Origin of the sequence: Pseudomonas nitroreducens, assembly GCF_010994165.1 — a bacterium.
In the GTDB taxonomy this organism is placed as follows: domain Bacteria; phylum Pseudomonadota; class Gammaproteobacteria; order Pseudomonadales; family Pseudomonadaceae; genus Pseudomonas; species Pseudomonas nitroreducens.
The window spans coordinates 479764-498770 of record NZ_WMBX01000002.1; the positions used below are offsets into that span (position 1 = coordinate 479764).

Genomic DNA, 19007 nt, shown 5'->3' on the forward strand with positions numbered 1-19007 from the left:
CGGGAACCTCCTGCGTGCGAATCCATAACAGAAGAAATCCAGGGGGCACCATCATGGCCATCACTTCCAGCGATATCTGCAACGCCGCCGAGGGCCTGTCCGGCTTCGTCGGCTTCAATCTCAAGACCGGCAAGTACATCGTGCGCTTCAGCGAGGATTCCTTCGGTATGGACGTGGCCGAGGACAGTATCCGTCCGGTGTGCGAGTTCGTCTGGGCGCCCAGGAGCGGCGAGGTGATGACCTTGAGCAGAGAGTGCCTGCAGATCCTCGCCGAGCAGAATATCCACGACAGGCTGAACCTCAACGAGGCGTTGCTCACCTATCTGCGCCGCACCGATCTGCCGGAGATCGCCGCCGAGCGTCGGCTGAAGTAATCACCACGCCTGGGCGCCGGGCGTTCGCGGGAGCGGGGAGCGCCGGGTTGCGCGAAGCCGGGGAGGGGTTCGCGGGCCCGCTCCTGCAGGGTACGAAATAGCAGGATACGTAGGAGCGGGCGCCGTCCGCGATAGGTCCGCGTCGTGCGGAGACCATCGCGGAAGGAGTCCGCTCCCACGCTCATTGCACCTTACTCAGCCAGTTCCTTGCGCAGGTCCGCCACCTGGCTGGCGGTCACCGGTGTCGCCGCGTTGCCCCAGGTGTTGCGCACGTAGGTCAGCACCTTGGCGACCTTGTCGTCGTCGAGGTTCCAGGCGAACGAGGGCATGGCCGGCGCCGTCGGGGCGGCGTCGGTGCTTCCGGCGCGGCTGCCGGCCAGCACCACGCGGATCAGCGAGGTGGGGTCGTCGTTGTTGACCAGGGGGGCGGCGGCCAGGGTCGGGAACAGGTTCTTCACGCCCTGGCCGTTGCTCACATGGCAGGCGGAGCAGCGGTCCGCGTAGATCGCCTTGCCTGCCACCATGTCGGCGTCGTCCGCCGCCACGGGTGGGGGAGCGGCCTTGCCGGGGACGCCATCCTTGAGATACACGGCGACCGCCATCAGGTCTTCGTCGCTCCAGTGCTGGGTGGAGTTCTCCACCGCTTCGGCCATCGGGCCGGAGGCGATGTCGAAGCGGTTGGCGCCGGTTTTCAGGTACTGCACCAGGTCCTGGGTGCTCCACTGGCCGATGCCGCTGTGCGGGTTGGCGGTGATGTCCGGGGCGACCCAGCCCTGCAGGTTGGCGCCGGCGAGGAAGCGCTTGTTGTCGTCACCGCCGAGCAGGTTCTTCGGTGTGTGGCAGGTGCCGCAATGGCCGAGCCCCTCCGCCAGGTAGGCACCACGGTTCCATTGTGCCGACTTGTCTGGCTTGGGAACGAACTCGCCCTGGGTGAAGTTCAGCCAGTTCCAGCCGATCAGGCTGGTGCGCACGCTGAAGGGGAAGGGCAACAGGTTGGTTTCCACCGGGTTGTGCACCGGCTGCAAGGTCTGCAGGTAGGCCCAGAGCGCCCGGTTGTCCTCGCGGTGCACCTTGGTGTACGCGGTGAACGGCATGGCGCCGTACAGGCGTTTGCCGCCGCGACTGTGACCGGTGGACATTACTGCCTGGAAGTCCTCGAAGCTCCAGCGTCCCAGGCCGGTGTCCGGGTCCGGGGTGATGTTGGCACCGACCAGTTTGCCGAACGGTGTCTCGATGGCCACGCCGCCGGCGAACGGCGCGCCGCCGTGCAGGGTGTGGCAGGCGGTGCAGTCGCCGACGACGGCGAGATAGCGACCCTTTTCCACCAGGTTGTAGGAGTCCGCGCCCGTTCCTGCACTGGCTTGCTGCAGGTTCAGGCCCAGCAGGGCGAGGGTGCCGATGCGAAGGAGAGTCTTCATGCGCTGATCATCTCCCCGGGGCGTTTAAGGTATAGCCTGCGGATCGCATCGGCGGCCTTGAAGGCCAGTGCGCCGACAGTGCCGGTAGGGTTGTAGCCGGGGTTCTGCGGGAAGGCCGAGGAGCCCACCACGAACAGGTTGGGCACGCCCCAGACCTGCAGGTGCTTGTTCACCGAACTGTTCTTCGGATCGGCGCCCATGATGAAGCCGCCGACGATGTGCGAAGACTGGTAAGAGGTATTCGACCAGGGGCCTTTGCGCGGAGCCGGGACTATCTGCTGCGGGTTCATGCTGCGGGCGATCTCTGCCACCTTGTCGGTGCAGTACTGCGCCATCCGCAGGTCGTTTTCCGGGAAGTCGAAGGTGATGCGCAGCAGCGGTCGACCGTGGGGGTCGTTGTAGTTGGGGTCCAGCGACAGGTAGTTGCTGCGCGTGGTGTAGCTGCTGGCCTCACAGCCGATGGACATGTTGCTCAGGTAGCTCTCTACCGTGGCTTTCTTCCATTGGGAGCCCCAGGCAGGCGTGCCGGGCGGAACCGGCCGCGAGTCGATGGGGGCGGCGCCGATCGGGGTCACGCGAGTGCTGCCGCCGCCGACGAAACCCAGGCCGGAGTGGTCGAAGTTGTCGTTGTTGAACTCGTCGATGCCCATGCCGATGGCGCCGCCACCGATGAAGGGATTGAAGTTCTTGTCCTTGAAGAACAGCTTGACGCTGTTGGCCGTCTGGTAGGCGAAGTTGCGCCCGGTGGTGCCGGTATTGGCGATCGGGTTGTAGGGTTCGCCGACGCCCGAAAGCAGCATCAGCCGCACGTTCTCGAAGATGAACGCGGCGACCACCACGATGTCCGCCGGCTGTTCCCATTCCTCTCCGCTGGAGTCGACGTAGACGATACCGGTGGCACGGGAACCGCTGCTGTCCATGGTCACCTTGAGCACTTCGGAGTTGGTCCTGGCGGTGAAGTTGGGTTTGCGGATCAGCGCCGGCAGGACGTTGACGATGGCGCTGGCCTTGGAATAGTTGGCGCAGCCGTAGTTGGTGCAGAAACCGCAGAAGGTGCAGGGCCCCATGGTCACGCCCACCTGGTTGGTGTAGCCCTGGGAGGCCAGTGCCGAGGGCACCGGGAAGGGTTTGTAGCCCAGGTTGCGCGCCGCTTCGGCGAACAGCGTCGGGGCGTAGGTCTGCGCGGTGGGCGGGTTGGGATACTCGCGCGAGCGCGCGCCCTCGAAAGGGTTGCCGCCTTCGACTATCTGCCCGCCCAGATTGCCGGCCTTGCCGGAAACGCCGGCGAGCCGCTCGAAGGCGTCGTAATGCGGCTCCATTTCCTCCCAGGTGGTGCCCCAGTCCTGCAGGGTCAGCTCGGCGGGCACTTCCTTGCCGTAGCGCTCCTTCAGGTGGCTGGCCAGGCGGAATTCCTCGGGCTGGAAGCGGAAGGTGATGCCGGCCCAGTGGTTGCCTGCGCCGCCGGTGCCGTTACCGGGGTGGAACGAACCCCAGACGCGCATCGGCAGGGCGGTTTCCGACTCCTTGTTGCGCATCGTGCAGGTGTTCTGCCGGGTGCGCAGCATCAGCTCCTGGCGGCGGTTGTAGCGCAGTTCGTCGGCGGCCGAGGCGAGGTTGAAGTCGCTGGCGGTGTCGCGCCAGGGGCCGCGTTCGAAGCCGATCACATCGAGGCCGGCGTCGGCCAGTTCGTGGGCGATGATGGAACCCGCCCAGCCGAGCCCGACAACCACGACGTCGGTGGAAGGTAGTTTCTTGGCCATGGCGTTGTTAACCCTTCTTGGTCCAGGCGGAGCTGCCGACGATGGAGAGCGGCACGAGATTCAGCTTCTGGTTGTGCAGGCTGATGTAGTCGCGGTAGTCGTAGCGCGCGCCGGGGAAGCCGAGCATCTTCCACGACACCATGTCGCGATTGCCGCCATAGATGGGGTCGGCGAAGAAGCCTTCCATGGTGTTGTCCAGCACCTGCTGGAAGAACGCCTTGGCGTCGATGCCGTCGAGGGTGATGGCGCCTTTCTCCAGGTCGGTCAGCACCTGGTCGCGCTGTTCGCCGGGCAGGGCGCTGAACGGCTTCTGGAACTTGCCCTGGCAGTACTTGCCCAGTGCGGCCAGGCCGATGCGATAGCGCTCGCGCGGCACCAGTGGCGACTGGTCGGCCTGCGCGGGGGTGCCCGGCGTGAAGGGCCCGGTCATGTACAGGCGGCCGAAGTCGCCGTAATCGCTCACCAGCTGGCGGTCGATGAACACCGCGCAACCGGCGTCCTTGCCGCTGACGCTCAGGTCATCGGCGGGAATCAGTTGCTCGACAATGGCCTCCACCTCGGTGGCTTCCTCGGCGGTGAAGAACTGCCAGCCGGGGCTGTCGTAGTGCAGCGGGCCGTTGTGGTCGAAGGGCAGCCATTTCGGCGTGCCGATCACGGTGGCGGCCTGGGTGCTGGCGGCGGCGCCCACGGCCAGGGAGGCGGCGGAAGACTTCAACAGCTGACGCCGGGTGAATCCCTTGGGGTGTTCGGTCATTTCGGCTCCTGAGGCAGCACCCGTCCGCTCGTTATCGAGGTGGCAGGAACGGGTAGTGCCAGGTCGGTTCACGGTGATCTGCGCTCGCGGCAGATGCCGGATGAGCGGAGCGAGGGTGCGAAGTCGTCCCATCGGGGCGCTGTGCAGATCGGCTGAACGGGTCCTTCGCCCAGGCGGAATCTGCGATTCGTCTTCTCCACGCGCGTTTTTAGACTAGAGGCCGTAACAGAATGTTGCAGGAATTTTCGCGGTAAATGTTTATTGCGTATATCGAGAAAGTCCGCAGCCTAGGCGGTCGGACGGGGCAGGAACGGACTCTTTGCGCGATGGGGTCCGGCGCGATGCGGACCCCATCGCGGACGAAGTCCGCTCCCATGATCATGCTGTCGTCCGGATCAGAGGAACATGCCGCCAGACGCCTCCACGCGCTGGCCGTTGATCCAGCGGCCGCCATCGGAGAGCAGGGCGGCGATCACCGCGCCGATATCGTCCGGCAGGCCGACGCGGCCCAGGGCGGTGTTGCTGGCAATCTGCTGGTTCAGTTGGGCGTTGTCGCGCACCACGCCGCCGCCGAAGTCGGTCTCGATGGCACCGGGGGCGAGGATGTTCACCGCGATGCCGCGCGCGCCGAGTTCCTTGGCCTGGTACTTGGTCAGGGTCTCCATCGCCCCCTTCATGGTCGCGTAGGCGGCGTAGCCGGGCAGGGAGAAGCGCGTCAGGCCGCTGGAGACATTGAGGATGCGGCCGCCATCGGCGATCAGTGGCAGCAGCTTCTGGGTCAGGAAGAACGGGCCCTTGAGCTGGATTTTCATCAGCTGGTCGAACATCTCCTCGCTGGTCTCGGCGAAGCTGGCGTAGAGGCCGATGCCGGCGTTGTTCACCAGGAAGTCGAAGTTCTGACGGCCAAACGCCTCGCCCAGGGTGGCGCGGATCCGCTCGGCAAAGGCGGTAAAGCTGGCACTCTCCGCCACGTCCAGGTGCAGCATCACGGCGCGGCCGCCGTGCTGTTCGATCTCGGCGGCGACGGCCTGGGCTTCGTCGGCCTGGCTGCGGTAGGTGCCGATGATGTCGACGCCTGCGGCGGCGAGGTGCAGGGCGGCGTTGCGGCCAAGGCCACGGCTGGCGCCGGTGATGAGAGCGATCTTGCGGGTCATGGCGAAGCTCCTTGTTTGCGGTAGCTGGCGGGTGGGGTTGAGGGATAGCTTATTGTTCGATTGAATTGTGATAAATCGGTGAGAATCGGAAATACTGGTCGGTATGAGCGAACAATGATCCGCGAACAACAGGCCTGTCCATGATCCGCCCCGACCTCCTGCGTACCTTCGTCCGCGTTACCGAACTGGCCAGCTTCACCCAGGCTGGCGAGCAACTCGGCCTGCCGCGCTCCACCGTCTCCGAGCACGTGCAGGCGCTGGAGGAGCTGCTGGGCACGCGCCTGCTGCAACGCACCACCCGGCGCGTCACCGCAACCCAGGACGGGCTGGTGCTCTACGAGCGCAGCAAGGACATGCTGGCCCAGCTGGACGAGTTGCAGGGCCTGTTCCGCCAGGACGACGAAGCCCTCGGCGGCCGTCTGCGGGTGGACATGCCGACGGTGATGGCGCGCAAGCTGGTAATGCCGCGCCTCGGCGAGTTCCTCGCGCGGCACCCGGCGCTGGAGCTGGAGGTGAGCTGCACCGACCGCCGTGTCGACCTGGTGCGCGAGGGCTTCGATTGCGTGGTGCGGGTCGGTGCGGTGAACGATCCGTCGGTGGTGGCGCGCACCCTCGGGCAGTTCCCGCAGGTGACCTGCGCCAGTCCGTCCTACCTTGCCGAGCGCGGCGTGCCGCAGTCGCTGGACGACCTGGCGGGGCACCAACTGATCCACTACGTGACGGTGCTGGGCGCGCGGCCGCCGGGCTTCGAGTACCTGCATCAGGGCGAGGTGCGCTACATACCGATGGGCGGAGCGCTGTCGGTGAACAACGCCGAGGCTTACGAAAGCGCGGCGATGGGTGGGCTGGGGATCATCCAGGTGCCCATTCATGGCGTGCTGGATGACCTGGAGGCGGGGCGTCTGGTGCAAGTGCTGGGGCACATTCCGTTGCCACCCATGGAAATCTCCCTGCTCTACGCTCATTGGCGCCTGCCGCAGCGGGTACGGGCGTTCATGCAGTGGCTGACGCAGCTGCTGGGCGAGCCCGGTGTGCTGGGCACGCCCCTGGAGGCGAAGCCCTAGCTGGCCCAGTCGGAATTCAGGATCACTTCGCAGAAGTTGCCGCGCACGAAGTCCGCATCCTTCATGGCCAGCACGTCGGCCTTGACGTTGCCGAAGGTGGTTTCCGGCTTGGCTTTGATGCCGTCGTAGAAGGTTTGCAGGATGTCCTGCTTGAACTGCCCGCCGCGGGGGTGGGCGGCGACCACTGCGTCACGCTGGGCGTCGGGGAACTGGTCGTAGGCGATGCCCAGTACGTCCATTTCCACGCCGGCGGTGACCAGGGCGATCTCCGGCTTCATGTGCTGCGGAATGCCCGGCGTGGTATGCAGGGCTATGGCGGTCCACACGGTGTCGATATCACTTTCGGCGATGCCATGGCTGCGCAGGAACTGCGCCGCGCAGTCGGCGCCGTCCACTTCGAAGCGTTCGCACTGGCTGCAATAGCGCGGCATCAGGCCCATGTCGTGGAACATCGCGCCGGCGTAGAGCAGCTCGGCATCGAACTTCAGTTCCTTGCGCGCGCCGGTCAGCGCGCCCCAGTAATAGACGCGGGATGAGTGGTGGAACAGCAGCGGGGTGGCGTTGTCGCGGACCATCTCGGTGATGGCATTGGCGAGACTGCTGTCAGGGACTTTGACACCGTTCAGATCGAGGCTCATGGCGGGCTCCGGGGCAGGGTTTCCAGGGTGCGTCGCGGGCTGCGTCGCGGTCGGTTCCATTGGAAATCCACGGCCTTGTGCGGACAACGAGAGCGAGGGAGTGAATCCGGACAGCCGTCGTTCGTTTGCTGCCAATGGGGAGTCTTCAGGCGAACCGGTCTTGATGCGTCTGACGGAAAACTTGTCGTTTTTCATCAAGAGCCGCCGCAGGCGTGCCCCTAGATTTGTCCTCGAACCGAGCCGCCGGACCATGAGCCGGCCACGCCAGAAGAAGCCGAGGAGAGTCGAACATGTCGTCCATCGAGAGCCTGAAACTGCGTACTTCCATCGACGGCTGGGACCGCCAGGACCCGGAGCAGGCCTTCACCCTGCCGTCGCGCTATTTCTTCGACGAGGCGCTGTTCAAGGCCGAACGCGACAATATCTTCCTGCGCTCCTGGCACGTCGCCGGGCACCTGAGCGAGTTCGCGGAGGTTGGGCAGTACGTGGTCTGCGACCTGTTCGACCAGAGCATCGTCATCGCCCGCAGCCGCAGTGGGAACATCCGCGCCTTCCACAACGTCTGCCAACACCGCGGCAACCGCCTGCTGGAGGAGCGTCGCGGCAACACCGGCGGCATCGTGCGCTGCGCCTACCACTCCTGGTGCTACGAGATGGACGGCACGCTGCGCAGTGCGCCGCGCTGCGAGCGGATCAAGAACTTCGACAAGGAAGAATTCGCCATCCCGCAGGTGCGCCTGGAGGAACTGGGCGGCTTCCTCTACTTCAACCTCGACCCGAACGCGCCGTCGCTGGCCGAGCTGTTCCCTGGCGCCGACGAGGAGATGCACCGGGTGTTCCCGAACCTCGCCGACATGCGCCTGATCGAGGAGGCGGACGTGATCGTCCCGGCCAACTGGAAGGTGATCATGGACAACTCCATCGAGGGCTATCACTTCAAGCTCTCCGGGCCGTGCCACATCGACCTCGCCAAGCTGATCGACTTCAAGGGCTACCGACTGACCAAGCGCGACAACTGGTGGACCTACATCGCCCCGGCGAATCTTGAGGCCGGCGAAGCCTACGGCGTGAAACTGCGCAGCGACCTGAACCCCGACGAGTGCTTCTTCAACATCGGCCTGTGGCCGAACAACACCTTCTACACCTTCCCGTTTTCCGAGTTCCTCGGCACCTTCATCATGATTCCGCTGGACGCCGAGCGTTCGCTGCTGCGCTTTGGCTACTACTCGGCGAACGAGCAGACCGCCGAGGTGAGCAAGGCCTGCATGCGCTGGATGAACGAGGAGCTGGGGCCCGAGGACATCTCCCTGAACATCAGCGTGCAGAAGGGCCTGCACTCCATGGGCTACGACCAGGGCCGCTACATGATCGACGCCGAGCGCAGCAACGAGAGCGAGCACCTGGTGCACCACTTCCACCGCCTGGTGTTCCAGGGCATCCACGGCGCGCAGCGCTGAGGAATGGCCATGGACTACGACTACGTCATCGTCGGCGCGGGCTCGGCCGGCTGTGTCCTGGCCAACCGCCTGGGCGCCGATCCGGCCGTGCGCATCCTCATGCTGGAGGCGGGCCCGGCGGACAGGAGCTGGACCATCGACATGCCCTCGGCGGTGGGCATCGTGGTCGGTGGTACACGTTACAACTGGAGCTACAGCAGCGAGCCGGAGCCGTATCTGGATGGCCGGCGGATCGCCACGCCGCGCGGGCGTACGCTGGGCGGGTCGTCCTCGATCAATGGCATGGTCTACATCCGTGGCCACGCCCGCGATTATGACGGCTGGGCCGCGCAAGGCTGCGCGGGGTGGGACTACCAGCATGTGCTGCCGTATTTTATTCGTTCGGAGAACCACGCCAATGGCGCCGACGATTACCACGGCGCGGCGGGGCACCTGCATGTCACTCCGGGTGATATCGACACGCCGCTGTGCGCGGCTTTCGTCGCGGCGGGCGAGGAGGCCGGCTACGGGCGCAGCAGCGATCTCAACGGTCATCGCCAGGAGGGCTTCGGCCCGGTGGACCGCACCACGCGTCAGGGGCGGCGCTGGAGCACATCACGCGGGTACCTGAGCGAGGCGCTGGGGCGCGGCAATGTCACTGTCGCCACCGGGGCGCTGGCGCTGCGTGTGCTCTTCGAGGGTGAGCGTGCCGTGGGCGTGGAGTACGAACAGAACGGCCAGGCACTGACCGCCCGCGCAAGCCGCGAAGTGCTGCTGACCGCGGGGGCGATCAATTCGCCGCATCTGCTGTTGCTCTCGGGCATCGGCCCGGCGGATGAGCTGCGCCAATTGGGCATCGCAGTGAAGCATGATCTACCCGGCGTCGGCCGCCGGCTCAACGACCATCCGGACAGCGTCGTGCAGTTCCGCTGCAAGGCGCCGGTGTCGATCTATCCCTGGACCCGCATGCCGGGCAAGTGGTGGATCGGCGCCCGCTGGTTCGCCAGCCATGACGGGCTGGCAGCGAGCAACCATTTCGAGGCCGGCGCCTTCATCCGCTCCCGCGCTGGAGTCGAGCATCCGGATCTGCAACTGACCTTCATGCCGCTGGCGGTGCAGCCGGGCAGCGTGGCGCCGGTGCCGGAGCATGCCTTCCAAGTGCACATCGACCTGATGCGCCCCACGAGTCTAGGCAGCGTGACCCTGCGCAGCGCCGAGGCACGGCAGGCGCCACGCATTCTCTTCAATTACCTGCAGACCGAACGGGACCGCGCTGACATGCGAGCCGGCGCGAGGCTGGTGCGCGAATTGATGCGCCAGCCGTCGATGCGCGGCCTGGCCGGCGAAGAGCTGACGCCCGGCCCGCTGGCATACAGCGACGCCGAGCTGGACGCCTGGGCGCGCCGGGTGACCGAGACCGGCTACCACGCCAGCGGCACCTGCAAGATGGGCCTGGTCAATGACCCCGAAGCGGTAGTCGATCCACAGTTGCGCGTGCACGGGCTGCAGGGGCTACGCGTGGTGGACGCGTCGATCATGCCGAACATCGTCAGCGGCAACACCAATGCGCCGACGGTGATGATCGCCGAGAAGGCCAGCGATATGATCCGGGGAATGCCGCCGCTGCCGGCGGCCAATGTCCCGGTGTGGCTGCATCCGCAGTGGCAGCACCAACAGCGCTAAGGAGCGTCGATGGCCAGTGTTGCACCGCCTTCCCGGTTCCGCCGCGAACCTTTGCGCGTGGGCCTGCTGTTGTTGCCGTCGTTCCCTGGCCTGGGGCTGGCGGCGGTGGTCGAGCCGCTGGCGATCGCCAACTGGCTGGGCGGCGAGGCGCTGTTCGAGTGGCAGTTGCTGTCGCTGGACGGCGAGCCGGTCACCGCCAGCAACGGCCTGACCAGCACGGTCCACGAGGCCATCGACCCGGAGCGGGGCTGGGATGCCTGCTTCGTCATCGCCAGCTTCGACGTGCACAAGCATGCGCGCAATCGACTGCTGAAGAGCTGGCTGCGCCGGCAGGCGGCGTTCGGCGCCACGCTGGCGGGCATCGAGACCGGCACCGAACTGCTGGCCGCCGCCGGGGTGCTCGACGGGTTTCCCGCAGCGGTGCACTGGGACAACCTGCAGGGCTTCCGGGAGAGTTACCCGAAGGTCCAGGCCCGCGCGCAGCTCTACACCCTCGACCGCCAGCGCCTGACCTGCGCCGGGGCCAGCGCCATCCTCGACCTGATGCTGGGCTGGATCGCCCAGCGGGTGGACACAGACCTGTCGCGGGAGATCGCCATGCACCTGCTGCTGGGCGAAACCCGCGAGCCCGGCGCGCACCAGTTGCAGGGCCGGCAGAGCGACGCTCATGCCCACGGTGGCAAGGTGCGCCGCGCCATCGCGCTGATGGAGCAGGCGCTGGAGGAACCACTGGAGTGCGATGCCATCGCCGAGCGCGTCGGGCTTTCCAGGCGCCAACTGGAGCGGCAGTTCAAGCAGCACACCGGGTTGTCGCCGCTCAAGTACTACATCGTCCTGAGGCTGGGCCGCGCCCACAGCCTGCTGCAGCAGACGCGCCTGAGCGTGGCACAGGTCGCGGCGAGTTCCGGTTTCGGTTCGCTGGAGCATTTCTCCCGCGCGTATCGAGCGCATTTCGGTTGCCCGCCCAGTGCGGACCGCACCCAGACCTATAGCGCTCCGGTGATGCGCCAGCCGTTGGGGCGCGATTCCTAGAAGCAAGGGCCTCTCTCGGACAGGCCATGCCCGGGCTTTCCCTCTCCCTAACCCTCTCCCTGAAGGGAGAGGGGACCGTCCGATGCAGGTTGAAGCAATTGTGTCAGTCGGCATGGACAGCTCCCTCTCCCTTCAGGGAGAGGGCGGGGGGAGAGGGCTGAGGCGCGCAGGGTTATCCCGACGGAGCCCCGGTGCTCCGTCGTATCTCAATCGACGAACGCCGGTTCGCTCTCCAGCAACATCTCCCGCAGCGCCGCGAAATGCCGCTCGGCGAAGCCCGGATACTCCAGCCACTGGTGCATGGTCTTGCGCGCGACCTCGTCGCTGGCGATGCGCAGCGGGCGGCCGGTGGCCAGGGCGGTGAGGTAGACCTCGCAGGCGCGCTCGAAGTAATAGAGGTCGTCGAAGGCCTGGGCCACGCTGGGCGCCGCGACCAGCACGCCGTGGTTCCCCATCAGCAGGATCGGCTTGTCGCCCAGCAGGCGGCTGACGCGCTCGGCCTCATCGCCCAGGCCCATGCCGTCGAAGCCCTTGTCGATGGCCACGCGCTCGAAGAAGCGCATGCTGTTCTGCTCGATGGGCGGCAGCCGTGAGTCGTCCAGGCAGGCGAGGGCGGTGGCGTACTTCGAGTGCACATGCAGGATGCAGCGTGCCTGCGGGTTGTTGCGGTGCAGTGCGCCATGCAGCGCCCAGGCGGTGATATCCGGTGCGTCCGGGCGGTTGATTGCCTCGGGGTCGTCTGCGTGCAGGCGCAGCAGGTCGCTGGCGCGCATCTGCGAGAAGTGCCGGCCGTAGGGGTTGATCAGGAAGTCCCGGCCATCGGCGGACAACGCCAGGCTGAAGTGATTGGCGATGGCCTCGTGCAGGTTCAGGCGTGCGGCCCAGCGGAAGGCGCAGGCAAGGTCGATGCGGCCCTGGCGTTCCAGGCCGGTGTCGAGGGTGCGGCTGGCGAGCGTTGGCATGGCGGCTCCGGGAGCGATGCCCGTGCCGGGCTGGCCGGGCCTGGCTTCCGAGTCTAGGGTTGTGGCGCCACTGGACTTGATGCGGAACGACCGGGCGTGCCGCTCGGCCGGTCGTCGAATGCGTCGCCAGCCCTAGACGAACTGCGCCGCCGCGTAGCCCGAGGCCCAGGCCCACTGGAAGTTGAAGCCGCCCAGGTGGCCGGTGACATCCAGCACTTCGCCGACGAAGTACAGGCCGGGGGATTTCAGCGACTCCAGGGTCTTGGACGACACCTCGCGGGTGTCCACGCCGCCTAGGGTGACTTCCGCCGTGCGGTAGCCCTCGGTGCCGGCGGGCACCAGTTGCCAGTCGCCCAGGCGTTCGGCGATGGCCTTGAGCTCGCCTGGCGTGTACTGCTTCATGGGTTTGGAGACGAACCACTGTTCGGCCAGCAGGCCGGCCATCTTCTTGGTGAACAGCTCGCCCAGCAACGTCTTCAGCTCGCTGTTGGGGCGCTCTCGCTGCTGCTCGGCGAGCCAGGCAGGCAGGTCGATATGCGGCAGGAGGTCGATGCTGAGGGTGTCGCCAGGCTGCCAGTAGGAGGATATCTGCAGGATCGCCGGACCGCTGAGGCCGCGGTGGGTGAACAGGATGTTCTCGACGAAGCTCTGGCCGTTGCAGCTGACCCGGCAGTCCTCCACCGAGGTGCCGGACAGCTCGGTGCACAGGGCCTTGAGTTGCGGATCGGTAAGGGTGAAAGGCACCAGGCCGGCTCGGGTCGGCAGCACGCTGTGGCCGAACTGGCGGGCGATCTGGTAGCCGAAGCCGGTGGCGCCCAGGGTCGGGATGGACAGGCCGCCGGTGGCGATCACCAGGGATTCACAACGCGCCGGGCCGAGGCTGGTCTGCAACTGGTAGCCGCCTTCGTCGAGGCGGGCGATCTCGCTCACCGAGGTGTCCAGGCGCAGGTCGACGCCGGCCTGGTCGCACTCGTCCAGCAGCAGGCCGAGGATGTCGCTGGACTTGTTATCGCAGAACAGCTGGCCGAGCTTCTTCTCGTGGTAGGGCACGCCGTGCTTGGCCACCAGAGCGATGAAGTCCCACTGGGTGAAGCGCGCCAGCGCGGACTTGCAGAAATGTGGATTGTGCGAGAGGAAGTTGACCGGCTCGCAGTACAGGTTGGTGAAGTTGCAGCGCCCGCCACCGGACATGAGGATCTTCTTGCCGGCCTTGTTGGCGTGGTCGATCAGCAGAACCTGGCGACCGCGCGCGGCGGCGCTCATGGCACACATCAGTCCCGCGGCGCCGGCGCCGATGATGATGACCTGGGAGGTGAGCACGGTGGTTTCCTTGTAGTACGGGTTGGCTGACGCTGGAGGCGGCGCATCTTACCCGAAGCACGGGCCTGCGCTCGACCATGCGTCGAGTACGCATCTGCCATGAGGGCAGGCGTCCAGACCGGCGCCGGGTACATCGGGATATCCCCGCGGCGCTTTTGTCCGGATAATGCCGGGCAGTTCGCTTTCTACTGGTAATGCCCGCATGGAAATCAAGGTCAATTTTCTCGACAACCTCCGACTCGAAGCCAAGTTCGACGACTTCACGGTGATTGCCGACCAGCCCATCCGCTACAAGGGCGATGGCTCGGCTCCCGGTCCGTTCGACTACTTCCTGGCTTCCTCGGCGCTGTGCGCGGCATACTTCGTCAAGCTCTACTGCCAGACCCGCGACATCCCCACGGACAATATCCGCCTGTCGCAGAACAACATCGTCGACCCGGAAAACCGCTACAAGCAGATATTCAAGATCCAGGTGGAGCTGCCGGCGGATATCTCCGAGAAGGACCGCCAGGGCATCCTGCGCTCCATCGACCGCTGTACGGTGAAGAAGGTGGTGCAGACCGGCCCGGACTTCGTCATCGAGGAGGTGGAAAACCTCGACGCCGACGCCCAGGCGCTGCTGATGCCGAGTGCGAGCGCGGATACCACCACCTACATTCCGGGCAAGGACCTGCCGCTGGAGCAGACCATCGCCAACATGTCGGAAATCCTCGCCGGCCTGGGGATGAAGATCGAGATCGCCTCCTGGCGCAACATCGTGCCCAACGTCTGGTCGCTGCACATCCGCGACGCGCAATCGCCGATGTGCTTCACCAACGGCAAGGGCGCCACCAAGGAAAGCGCGCTGGCTTCGGCGCTGGGCGAGTTCATCGAGCGGCTGAACTGCAACTTCTTCTACAACGACCAGTTCTGGGGCGAGGAGATCGCCAACGCGCCCTTCGTGCATTACCCCGACGAGCGCTGGTTCAAGCCCGGCCCCAAGGACGCGCTGCCGGAGGAAATCCTCGACGAGCACTGCCTGGAGGTCTACAACCCGGACGGCGAACTGCGCGGCTCGCACCTGTACGACACCAACTCGGGCAACACCGAGCGCGGCATCTGCTCGCTGCCGTTCGTGCGCCAGTCCGACGGTGAGACGGTATATTTCCCGTCGAACCTGATCGAGAACCTCTACCTCTCCAACGGCATGAGCGCCGGCAACACCCTGGCCGAAGCTCAGGTGCAGTGCCTGTCGGAAATCTTCGAGCGCGCGGTGAAGCGTGAAATCCTCGAAGGCGAGCTGGCGCTGCCGGACGTGCCGCAGGAGGTGCTGGCCAAGTACCCGGGCATCGTCGCCGGCATCAAGGGCCTGGAGGAACAGGGCTTCCCGGTGCTGGTCAAGGACGCGTCCCTGGGCGGCGAGTTCCCGGTGATGTGCGTGACCCTGATGAACCCGCGCACCGGTGGCGTGTTCGCCTCCTTCGGCGCGCACCCCAGCCTGGAAGTGGCGCTGGAGCGCAGCCTCACCGAGCTGCTCCAGGGCCGCAGCTTCGAGGGCCTCAACGACCTGCCGCGGCCAACCTTCGAAAGCCAGGCGGTGACCGAGCCGAACAACTTCGTCGAGCACTTCATCGACTCCAGCGGCGTGGTGTCGTGGCGCTTCTTCAGCGCCAAGGCCGATTTCGAGTTCGTCGAGTGGGACTTCTCCGGCCACGGCGAGGACTCCAACGCGCAGGAAGCCCGGACCCTCTTCGGTATCCTCGAAGAGCAGGGCAAGGAGGTCTACATGGCCGTGTACGAGCACCTGGGCGCCACCGCCTGCCGCATCCTGGTGCCCGGCTACTCGGAAATCTACCCGGTGGAAGACCTGATCTGGGACAACACCAACAAGGCCCTGGCGTTCCGCGCGGACATCCTCAACCTGCACAGTCTGAACATCGTCCGCCTCAAATCGCTGCTCAAGCGCCTGGAAGCCTGCGAGGTGGACGACTACACCGACATCACCACGCTGATCGGCATCGAGTTCGACGACAACACGGTCTGGGGCCAGCTGACCATCCTGGAGCTCAAGCTGCTGATCAACCTCGCGGTGAAGCGTTTCGAGAACGCCAAGGAGCTGGTGGAGATGTTCCTCCAGTACAACGACAACACCGTCGAACGCGGGCTGTTCTACCAGGCGCTCAATGCGGCGCTGGAAGTGCAGCTGGACGAGGAACTGGAGATGGCCGACTTCGAGGCCAACTTCCGCCGCATGTTCGGCAACGAGCGCATGGACGCGGTACTGGGTTCGCTGGACGGCAGCGTGCGTTTCTACGGCCTGACACCGACCAGCATGAAGCTGGAAGGGCTGGACAAGCACCTGCGCCTGATCGAGAGCTACAAGAAGCTGCACCAGGCGCGGGCCAGGGCAGTGGCGCGCTGATCGGGCCTCTGAGCAGAAAGGCACCTTCGGGTGCCTTTTTCGTCTGCAGGGTTGCTGCGCGGCGAACCCGGCATACCGCCCGACCGGTCGTCCGGTGAGGCGCGAAAGTCCGCCTAGACTTGTCGATTCCGTCGTCGCCCAGGCGACCAAGCTGCATGCCGGTCACGCCGACCGCGTGAGAATCAGGAGAGTCACCATGTCCAGCCTGCAACGCGTCACCCCCTGCCTGTGGTTCGACGGCAAGGCCGAGGAAGCGGCCAAGTTCTACACCGGGATATTCCCCAACTCGCGGATCGTCCAGACCGCCTATTACCCCGAAGCCGAGAAGGACCGCCACGGCGGCGTGCCCGGCTCGGTGCTGACGGTGGAGTTCGAACTCGACGGCCAGACCTTCATCGCCCTCAACGGCGGGCCGGCGTTCAACTTCACCGAGGCGCTGTCGCTGCAGGTGATGTGCGACAGCCAGAAGGAGATCGACCACTTCTGGGACAAGCTCGGCGCCGGCGGTCCGGTGGAAGCACAGATCTGCGGCTGGCTGAAGGATCGCTACGGGGTGTCCTGGCAGATCTGCCCGCGCCATGTCGGCGACATGGTCGCCGACCCGGACAAGGCCAGGGCCAGCCGCACGCTGCAGGCGGTGATGGGTATGAAGAAGCTGGACATGGCCGCCATCGAGCGTGCCCACGCGGGTAATTGAGGCCGGCACGGAAGAAGAGGGCGCGCGACATGTTCAGCCATATCACCGTCGGCACCAACGACCTGCCGCGGGCCATCGCTTTCTACAGCAAGCTGCTCGAGCCGCTGGGGATCGTCCTCAAGGCGCACCGCCATGCGCCGGAGCGGGCGATCTTCGCCCATCCGGAGAGCGACGTGGTGTTCTGCGTCTACGAGCCCATCGACGGCCAGGCGGCGAGTGCCGGCAATGGCAGCCTGGTGGCCTTCGAGGCGCGTACGCGGCATCAGGTGGACAGTTTCCATGCTCGTGCCATGCAGTTGGGCGGCGTCGATGAAGGGCCGCCGGGCCTGCGTCTGCATTATTCGCCGACCTATTACGGTGCCTATGTGCGCGACCTGGATGGCAACAAGCTGTGTTGCGTCTGTCATCTGCCGGAGTGAGCGGCGAGCGAGGGCGCTAGAATGCGCACTTGCCATCCTGTCGACGAGAATGCCCATGACTGCTGCCAGCACTTTCGCTCCGCTGCTTTCCGTGGCCCTGTTATGGGCCGTGGCGGTGGTCACGCCGGGGCCGAACTTCTTCACCACGGCGCGCATCGCCGCTGTGCATTCGCGTCGCCATGGACTCATCGCCGCCCTGGGAGTTGCCTGCGGCACGGTGATCTGGGGGCTTGCCGGCGGCCTGGGAATCAAGTCGCTGTTCAGCGCCGCGCCCGCGCTGTACATGGGCTTCAAGCTGGCCGGCGGCGCCTACCTGATCTATCTCGGCATCAAGCTGCTCAAGCGCAGGACGCCGGCCGATGGTGGAGAGAGCCTCGCTGAAGTCAGCCGTGAACGCAGTGCCTTCTCGGCGTTCCGTCTCGGCCTGCTGGGCAACCTGACCAATCCGAAGACCGCGCTGTTCGTGGCGACCCTGTTCGCCACCGCCATGCCGGCTGCGCCCTCGGCTGCATTGCTGGGCATGGCTATCGCGCTGATGGTGACGCTGTCGTTCAGCTGGTACTGCTGCGTGGTGCTGGTCTTTGCCAGCGAGCGCATGGCGGGCGCCTACCGCCGCTTCCGCCGGGCGCTGGATCGCTTTGCCGGCTGCTGCTACCTGCTGTTCGGCGCGCGGATGGTAGCGACCCACTGACGGTCGCATCTGGCAGATATTTCGAACCTCAGTGCGTAGCGGCCCGTCCAACTCCCTGAGCGCCACAGTCAACCGGCACGCACCGTTCGCCCGACTGCGGCACCGCCAAGCGGCGAGGGTGCGCTCGCCGGACAGGGAGAATCTGCGATGGTCACTCACTACAAGGTCAAAGGCCACCTGGCTTGCGGGCACGCGGGCAAGCACCTGGAGTCCACCACCGAGCTGAACCGGGTGAAATGCCGGAGCTGCCGTAACACCGACGTTTACAAGGAGGCCCGCCGCGATGCACGCAACGCCGCGCGCCGTGCTCAGCGCAAGGCCCGCGCAGAAGCCGTGCACAACGACTGGCGCAGCTTCTGGGAGAAACGCCTGGCCGCGATGCCTGGCACCCAGCGCCTGCCGCGTGGGTTCCAGGACCAGGCATTCGTGGGTGCTGCTGCCGGCGCTCCTGTAGCGGCTGCCGCTTGAGCCGGGCCTGAGGGGAGGGTTGGCCGGATGCATGTCCGAGCATTGCGCTCGGGCAAGTCGTGCTAGCATCTGCTCCGGCCCCGAATCCTCCTGCGGCGCTGGCAACCCGCCAGCGCCGCCATCCCTCACAGAAGGACCCAAGCAATGGCTCAAGTCACCCTCAAGGGCAACCCGGTATCCGTCGACGGCAAGCTGCCGCAGAAAGGCGAGCAGGCTCCGGCCCTGTCGCTGGTCGCCGGCAACCTGTCCGACGTCACCCTGGAAACCTACGCTGGCAAGCGCAAGGTGCTGAACATCTTCCCCAGCGTCGACACCCCGACCTGCGCCACCTCCGTGCGCAAGTTCAACGCCGAGGCGAGCAAGCTGGCCAACACCGTGGTGCTGTGCATCTCCGCTGACCTGCCGTTCGCCCAGGCGCGCTTCTGCGGCGCCGAAGGTCTGGAGAACGTGGTGAACCTGTCCACCCTGCGTGGCCGCGAGTTCCTCGCCAACTACGGCGTAGCCATCGCCGACGGCCCGCTGGCCGGCCTGGCGGCCCGGGCCGTGGTGGTGCTGGACGAGCAGAACAAGGTGCTGCACAGCGAGCTGGTCGGCGAAATCGCCGACGAGCCGAACTACGCCGCCGCCATCGCCGCCCTGGCCTGATGACGCTGCTGCTTTCGTGAGAAAGCCGGGCCGGCCCATCGAGGGTCGGCCCACTGGCGGGGAACCCTGCCGGTCAATCCGGGTCGCAATG

General features: G+C 66.0%; 18 protein-coding genes. 11 read left to right on the top strand and 7 right to left on the bottom strand.

Going from position 1 to position 19007, the window contains the following annotated elements:
- The first annotated feature begins 53 nt into the window (after positions 1-53).
- Positions 54-374 carry a DUF2025 family protein gene (locus tag GJV37_RS10140; RefSeq protein WP_193452410.1) on the top strand — a complete coding sequence of 107 codons (321 nt, stop codon included), beginning with the start codon at positions 54-56 and terminating at the stop codon, positions 372-374.
- Between the two features lie 191 nt (positions 375-565).
- Here the strand turns inward: GJV37_RS10140 and GJV37_RS10145 are convergent, their stop codons facing one another.
- From GJV37_RS10145 to GJV37_RS10160, 4 genes are all read right to left on the bottom strand, one after another.
- Positions 566-1792, bottom strand: a complete 1227-nt coding sequence (locus GJV37_RS10145) for a c-type cytochrome (RefSeq protein WP_193452411.1) — start codon at positions 1790-1792, stop codon at positions 566-568.
- Positions 1789-3552: a GMC family oxidoreductase gene (locus GJV37_RS10150; RefSeq protein ID WP_193452412.1), complete on the bottom strand. Its 1764-nt coding sequence runs from the start codon at positions 3550-3552 to the stop codon at positions 1789-1791. Before GJV37_RS10150 ends, GJV37_RS10145 begins: the two co-directional genes overlap by 4 nt.
- Before the next feature lie 7 nt (positions 3553-3559).
- Positions 3560-4306, bottom strand: coding sequence for a gluconate 2-dehydrogenase subunit 3 family protein (locus tag GJV37_RS10155; RefSeq protein ID WP_054907191.1), 747 nt, complete (start codon positions 4304-4306; stop codon positions 3560-3562).
- Between the two features lie 395 nt (positions 4307-4701).
- The gene (locus tag GJV37_RS10160; protein WP_193452413.1) at positions 4702-5460 is read right to left on the bottom strand and encodes an SDR family NAD(P)-dependent oxidoreductase; all 759 of its coding nucleotides are present in this window, start codon (positions 5458-5460) and stop codon (positions 4702-4704) included.
- Positions 5461-5600: 140 nt separating this feature from the next.
- On the opposite strand from GJV37_RS10160, the gene GJV37_RS10165 reads away from it, so the two are divergent.
- The gene (locus GJV37_RS10165) at positions 5601-6524 is read left to right on the top strand and encodes a LysR family transcriptional regulator (RefSeq protein WP_193452414.1); all 924 of its coding nucleotides are present in this window, start codon (positions 5601-5603) and stop codon (positions 6522-6524) included.
- Here GJV37_RS10165 and GJV37_RS10170 read toward each other — a convergent pair.
- Positions 6521-7162 carry an HD domain-containing protein gene (locus tag GJV37_RS10170; RefSeq protein WP_037010653.1) on the bottom strand — a complete coding sequence of 214 codons (642 nt, stop codon included), beginning with the start codon at positions 7160-7162 and terminating at the stop codon, positions 6521-6523. The two genes, GJV37_RS10165 and GJV37_RS10170, sit on opposite strands and share 4 nt — an antisense overlap.
- A gap of 290 nt (positions 7163-7452) precedes the next feature.
- Here GJV37_RS10170 and GJV37_RS10175 point away from each other — a divergent pair, with 290 nt between their 5' ends.
- From GJV37_RS10175 to GJV37_RS10185, 3 genes are read left to right on the top strand one after another with little or no spacing between them, the layout of a single operon-like run.
- Positions 7453-8619 carry an aromatic ring-hydroxylating oxygenase subunit alpha gene (locus GJV37_RS10175; RefSeq protein WP_193452415.1) on the top strand — a complete coding sequence of 389 codons (1167 nt, stop codon included), beginning with the start codon at positions 7453-7455 and terminating at the stop codon, positions 8617-8619.
- Positions 8620-8622: 3 nt separating this feature from the next.
- Positions 8623-10281, top strand: coding sequence for a choline dehydrogenase (locus GJV37_RS10180; protein ID WP_084357666.1), 1659 nt, complete (start codon positions 8623-8625; stop codon positions 10279-10281).
- Between the two features lie 9 nt (positions 10282-10290).
- Positions 10291-11313, top strand: a complete 1023-nt coding sequence (locus GJV37_RS10185; RefSeq protein WP_084357667.1) for a GlxA family transcriptional regulator — start codon at positions 10291-10293, stop codon at positions 11311-11313.
- Positions 11314-11519: 206 nt separating this feature from the next.
- Here the strand turns inward: GJV37_RS10185 and GJV37_RS10190 are convergent, their stop codons facing one another.
- On the bottom strand, positions 11520-12275 hold the full coding sequence (locus tag GJV37_RS10190; RefSeq protein WP_084357668.1) for a class II aldolase and adducin N-terminal domain-containing protein: 756 nt from the start codon (positions 12273-12275) through the stop codon (positions 11520-11522).
- Positions 12276-12407: 132 nt separating this feature from the next.
- A complete protein-coding gene (locus GJV37_RS10195; protein WP_024762309.1) occupies positions 12408-13595 on the bottom strand; it encodes a BaiN/RdsA family NAD(P)/FAD-dependent oxidoreductase in 1188 nt (395 codons plus the stop codon).
- Between the two features lie 202 nt (positions 13596-13797).
- Here GJV37_RS10195 and GJV37_RS10200 point away from each other — a divergent pair, with 202 nt between their 5' ends.
- The 6 genes from GJV37_RS10200 (at position 13798) to tpx (ending at position 18916) form a co-directional block, all read left to right on the top strand.
- A complete protein-coding gene (locus GJV37_RS10200) occupies positions 13798-15996 on the top strand; it encodes an OsmC domain/YcaO domain-containing protein (protein WP_193452416.1) in 2199 nt (732 codons plus the stop codon).
- A gap of 196 nt (positions 15997-16192) precedes the next feature.
- On the top strand, positions 16193-16693 hold the full coding sequence (locus GJV37_RS10205; protein WP_065083849.1) for a VOC family protein: 501 nt from the start codon (positions 16193-16195) through the stop codon (positions 16691-16693).
- A 29-nt stretch (positions 16694-16722) separates the two neighbouring features.
- Positions 16723-17112, top strand: coding sequence for a VOC family protein (locus tag GJV37_RS10210; RefSeq protein WP_024762307.1), 390 nt, complete (start codon positions 16723-16725; stop codon positions 17110-17112).
- A gap of 55 nt (positions 17113-17167) precedes the next feature.
- Positions 17168-17803, top strand: a complete 636-nt coding sequence (locus tag GJV37_RS10215) for a LysE family transporter (RefSeq protein ID WP_240967256.1) — start codon at positions 17168-17170, stop codon at positions 17801-17803.
- A gap of 147 nt (positions 17804-17950) precedes the next feature.
- Complete coding sequence (locus GJV37_RS10220; RefSeq protein ID WP_054908929.1) at positions 17951-18271, top strand: hypothetical protein; 321 nt, start codon at positions 17951-17953, stop codon at positions 18269-18271.
- A 144-nt stretch (positions 18272-18415) separates the two neighbouring features.
- On the top strand, positions 18416-18916 hold the full coding sequence (gene tpx, locus GJV37_RS10225) for a thiol peroxidase (RefSeq protein WP_024762304.1): 501 nt from the start codon (positions 18416-18418) through the stop codon (positions 18914-18916).
- Positions 18917-19007: the final 91 nt, after the last annotated feature.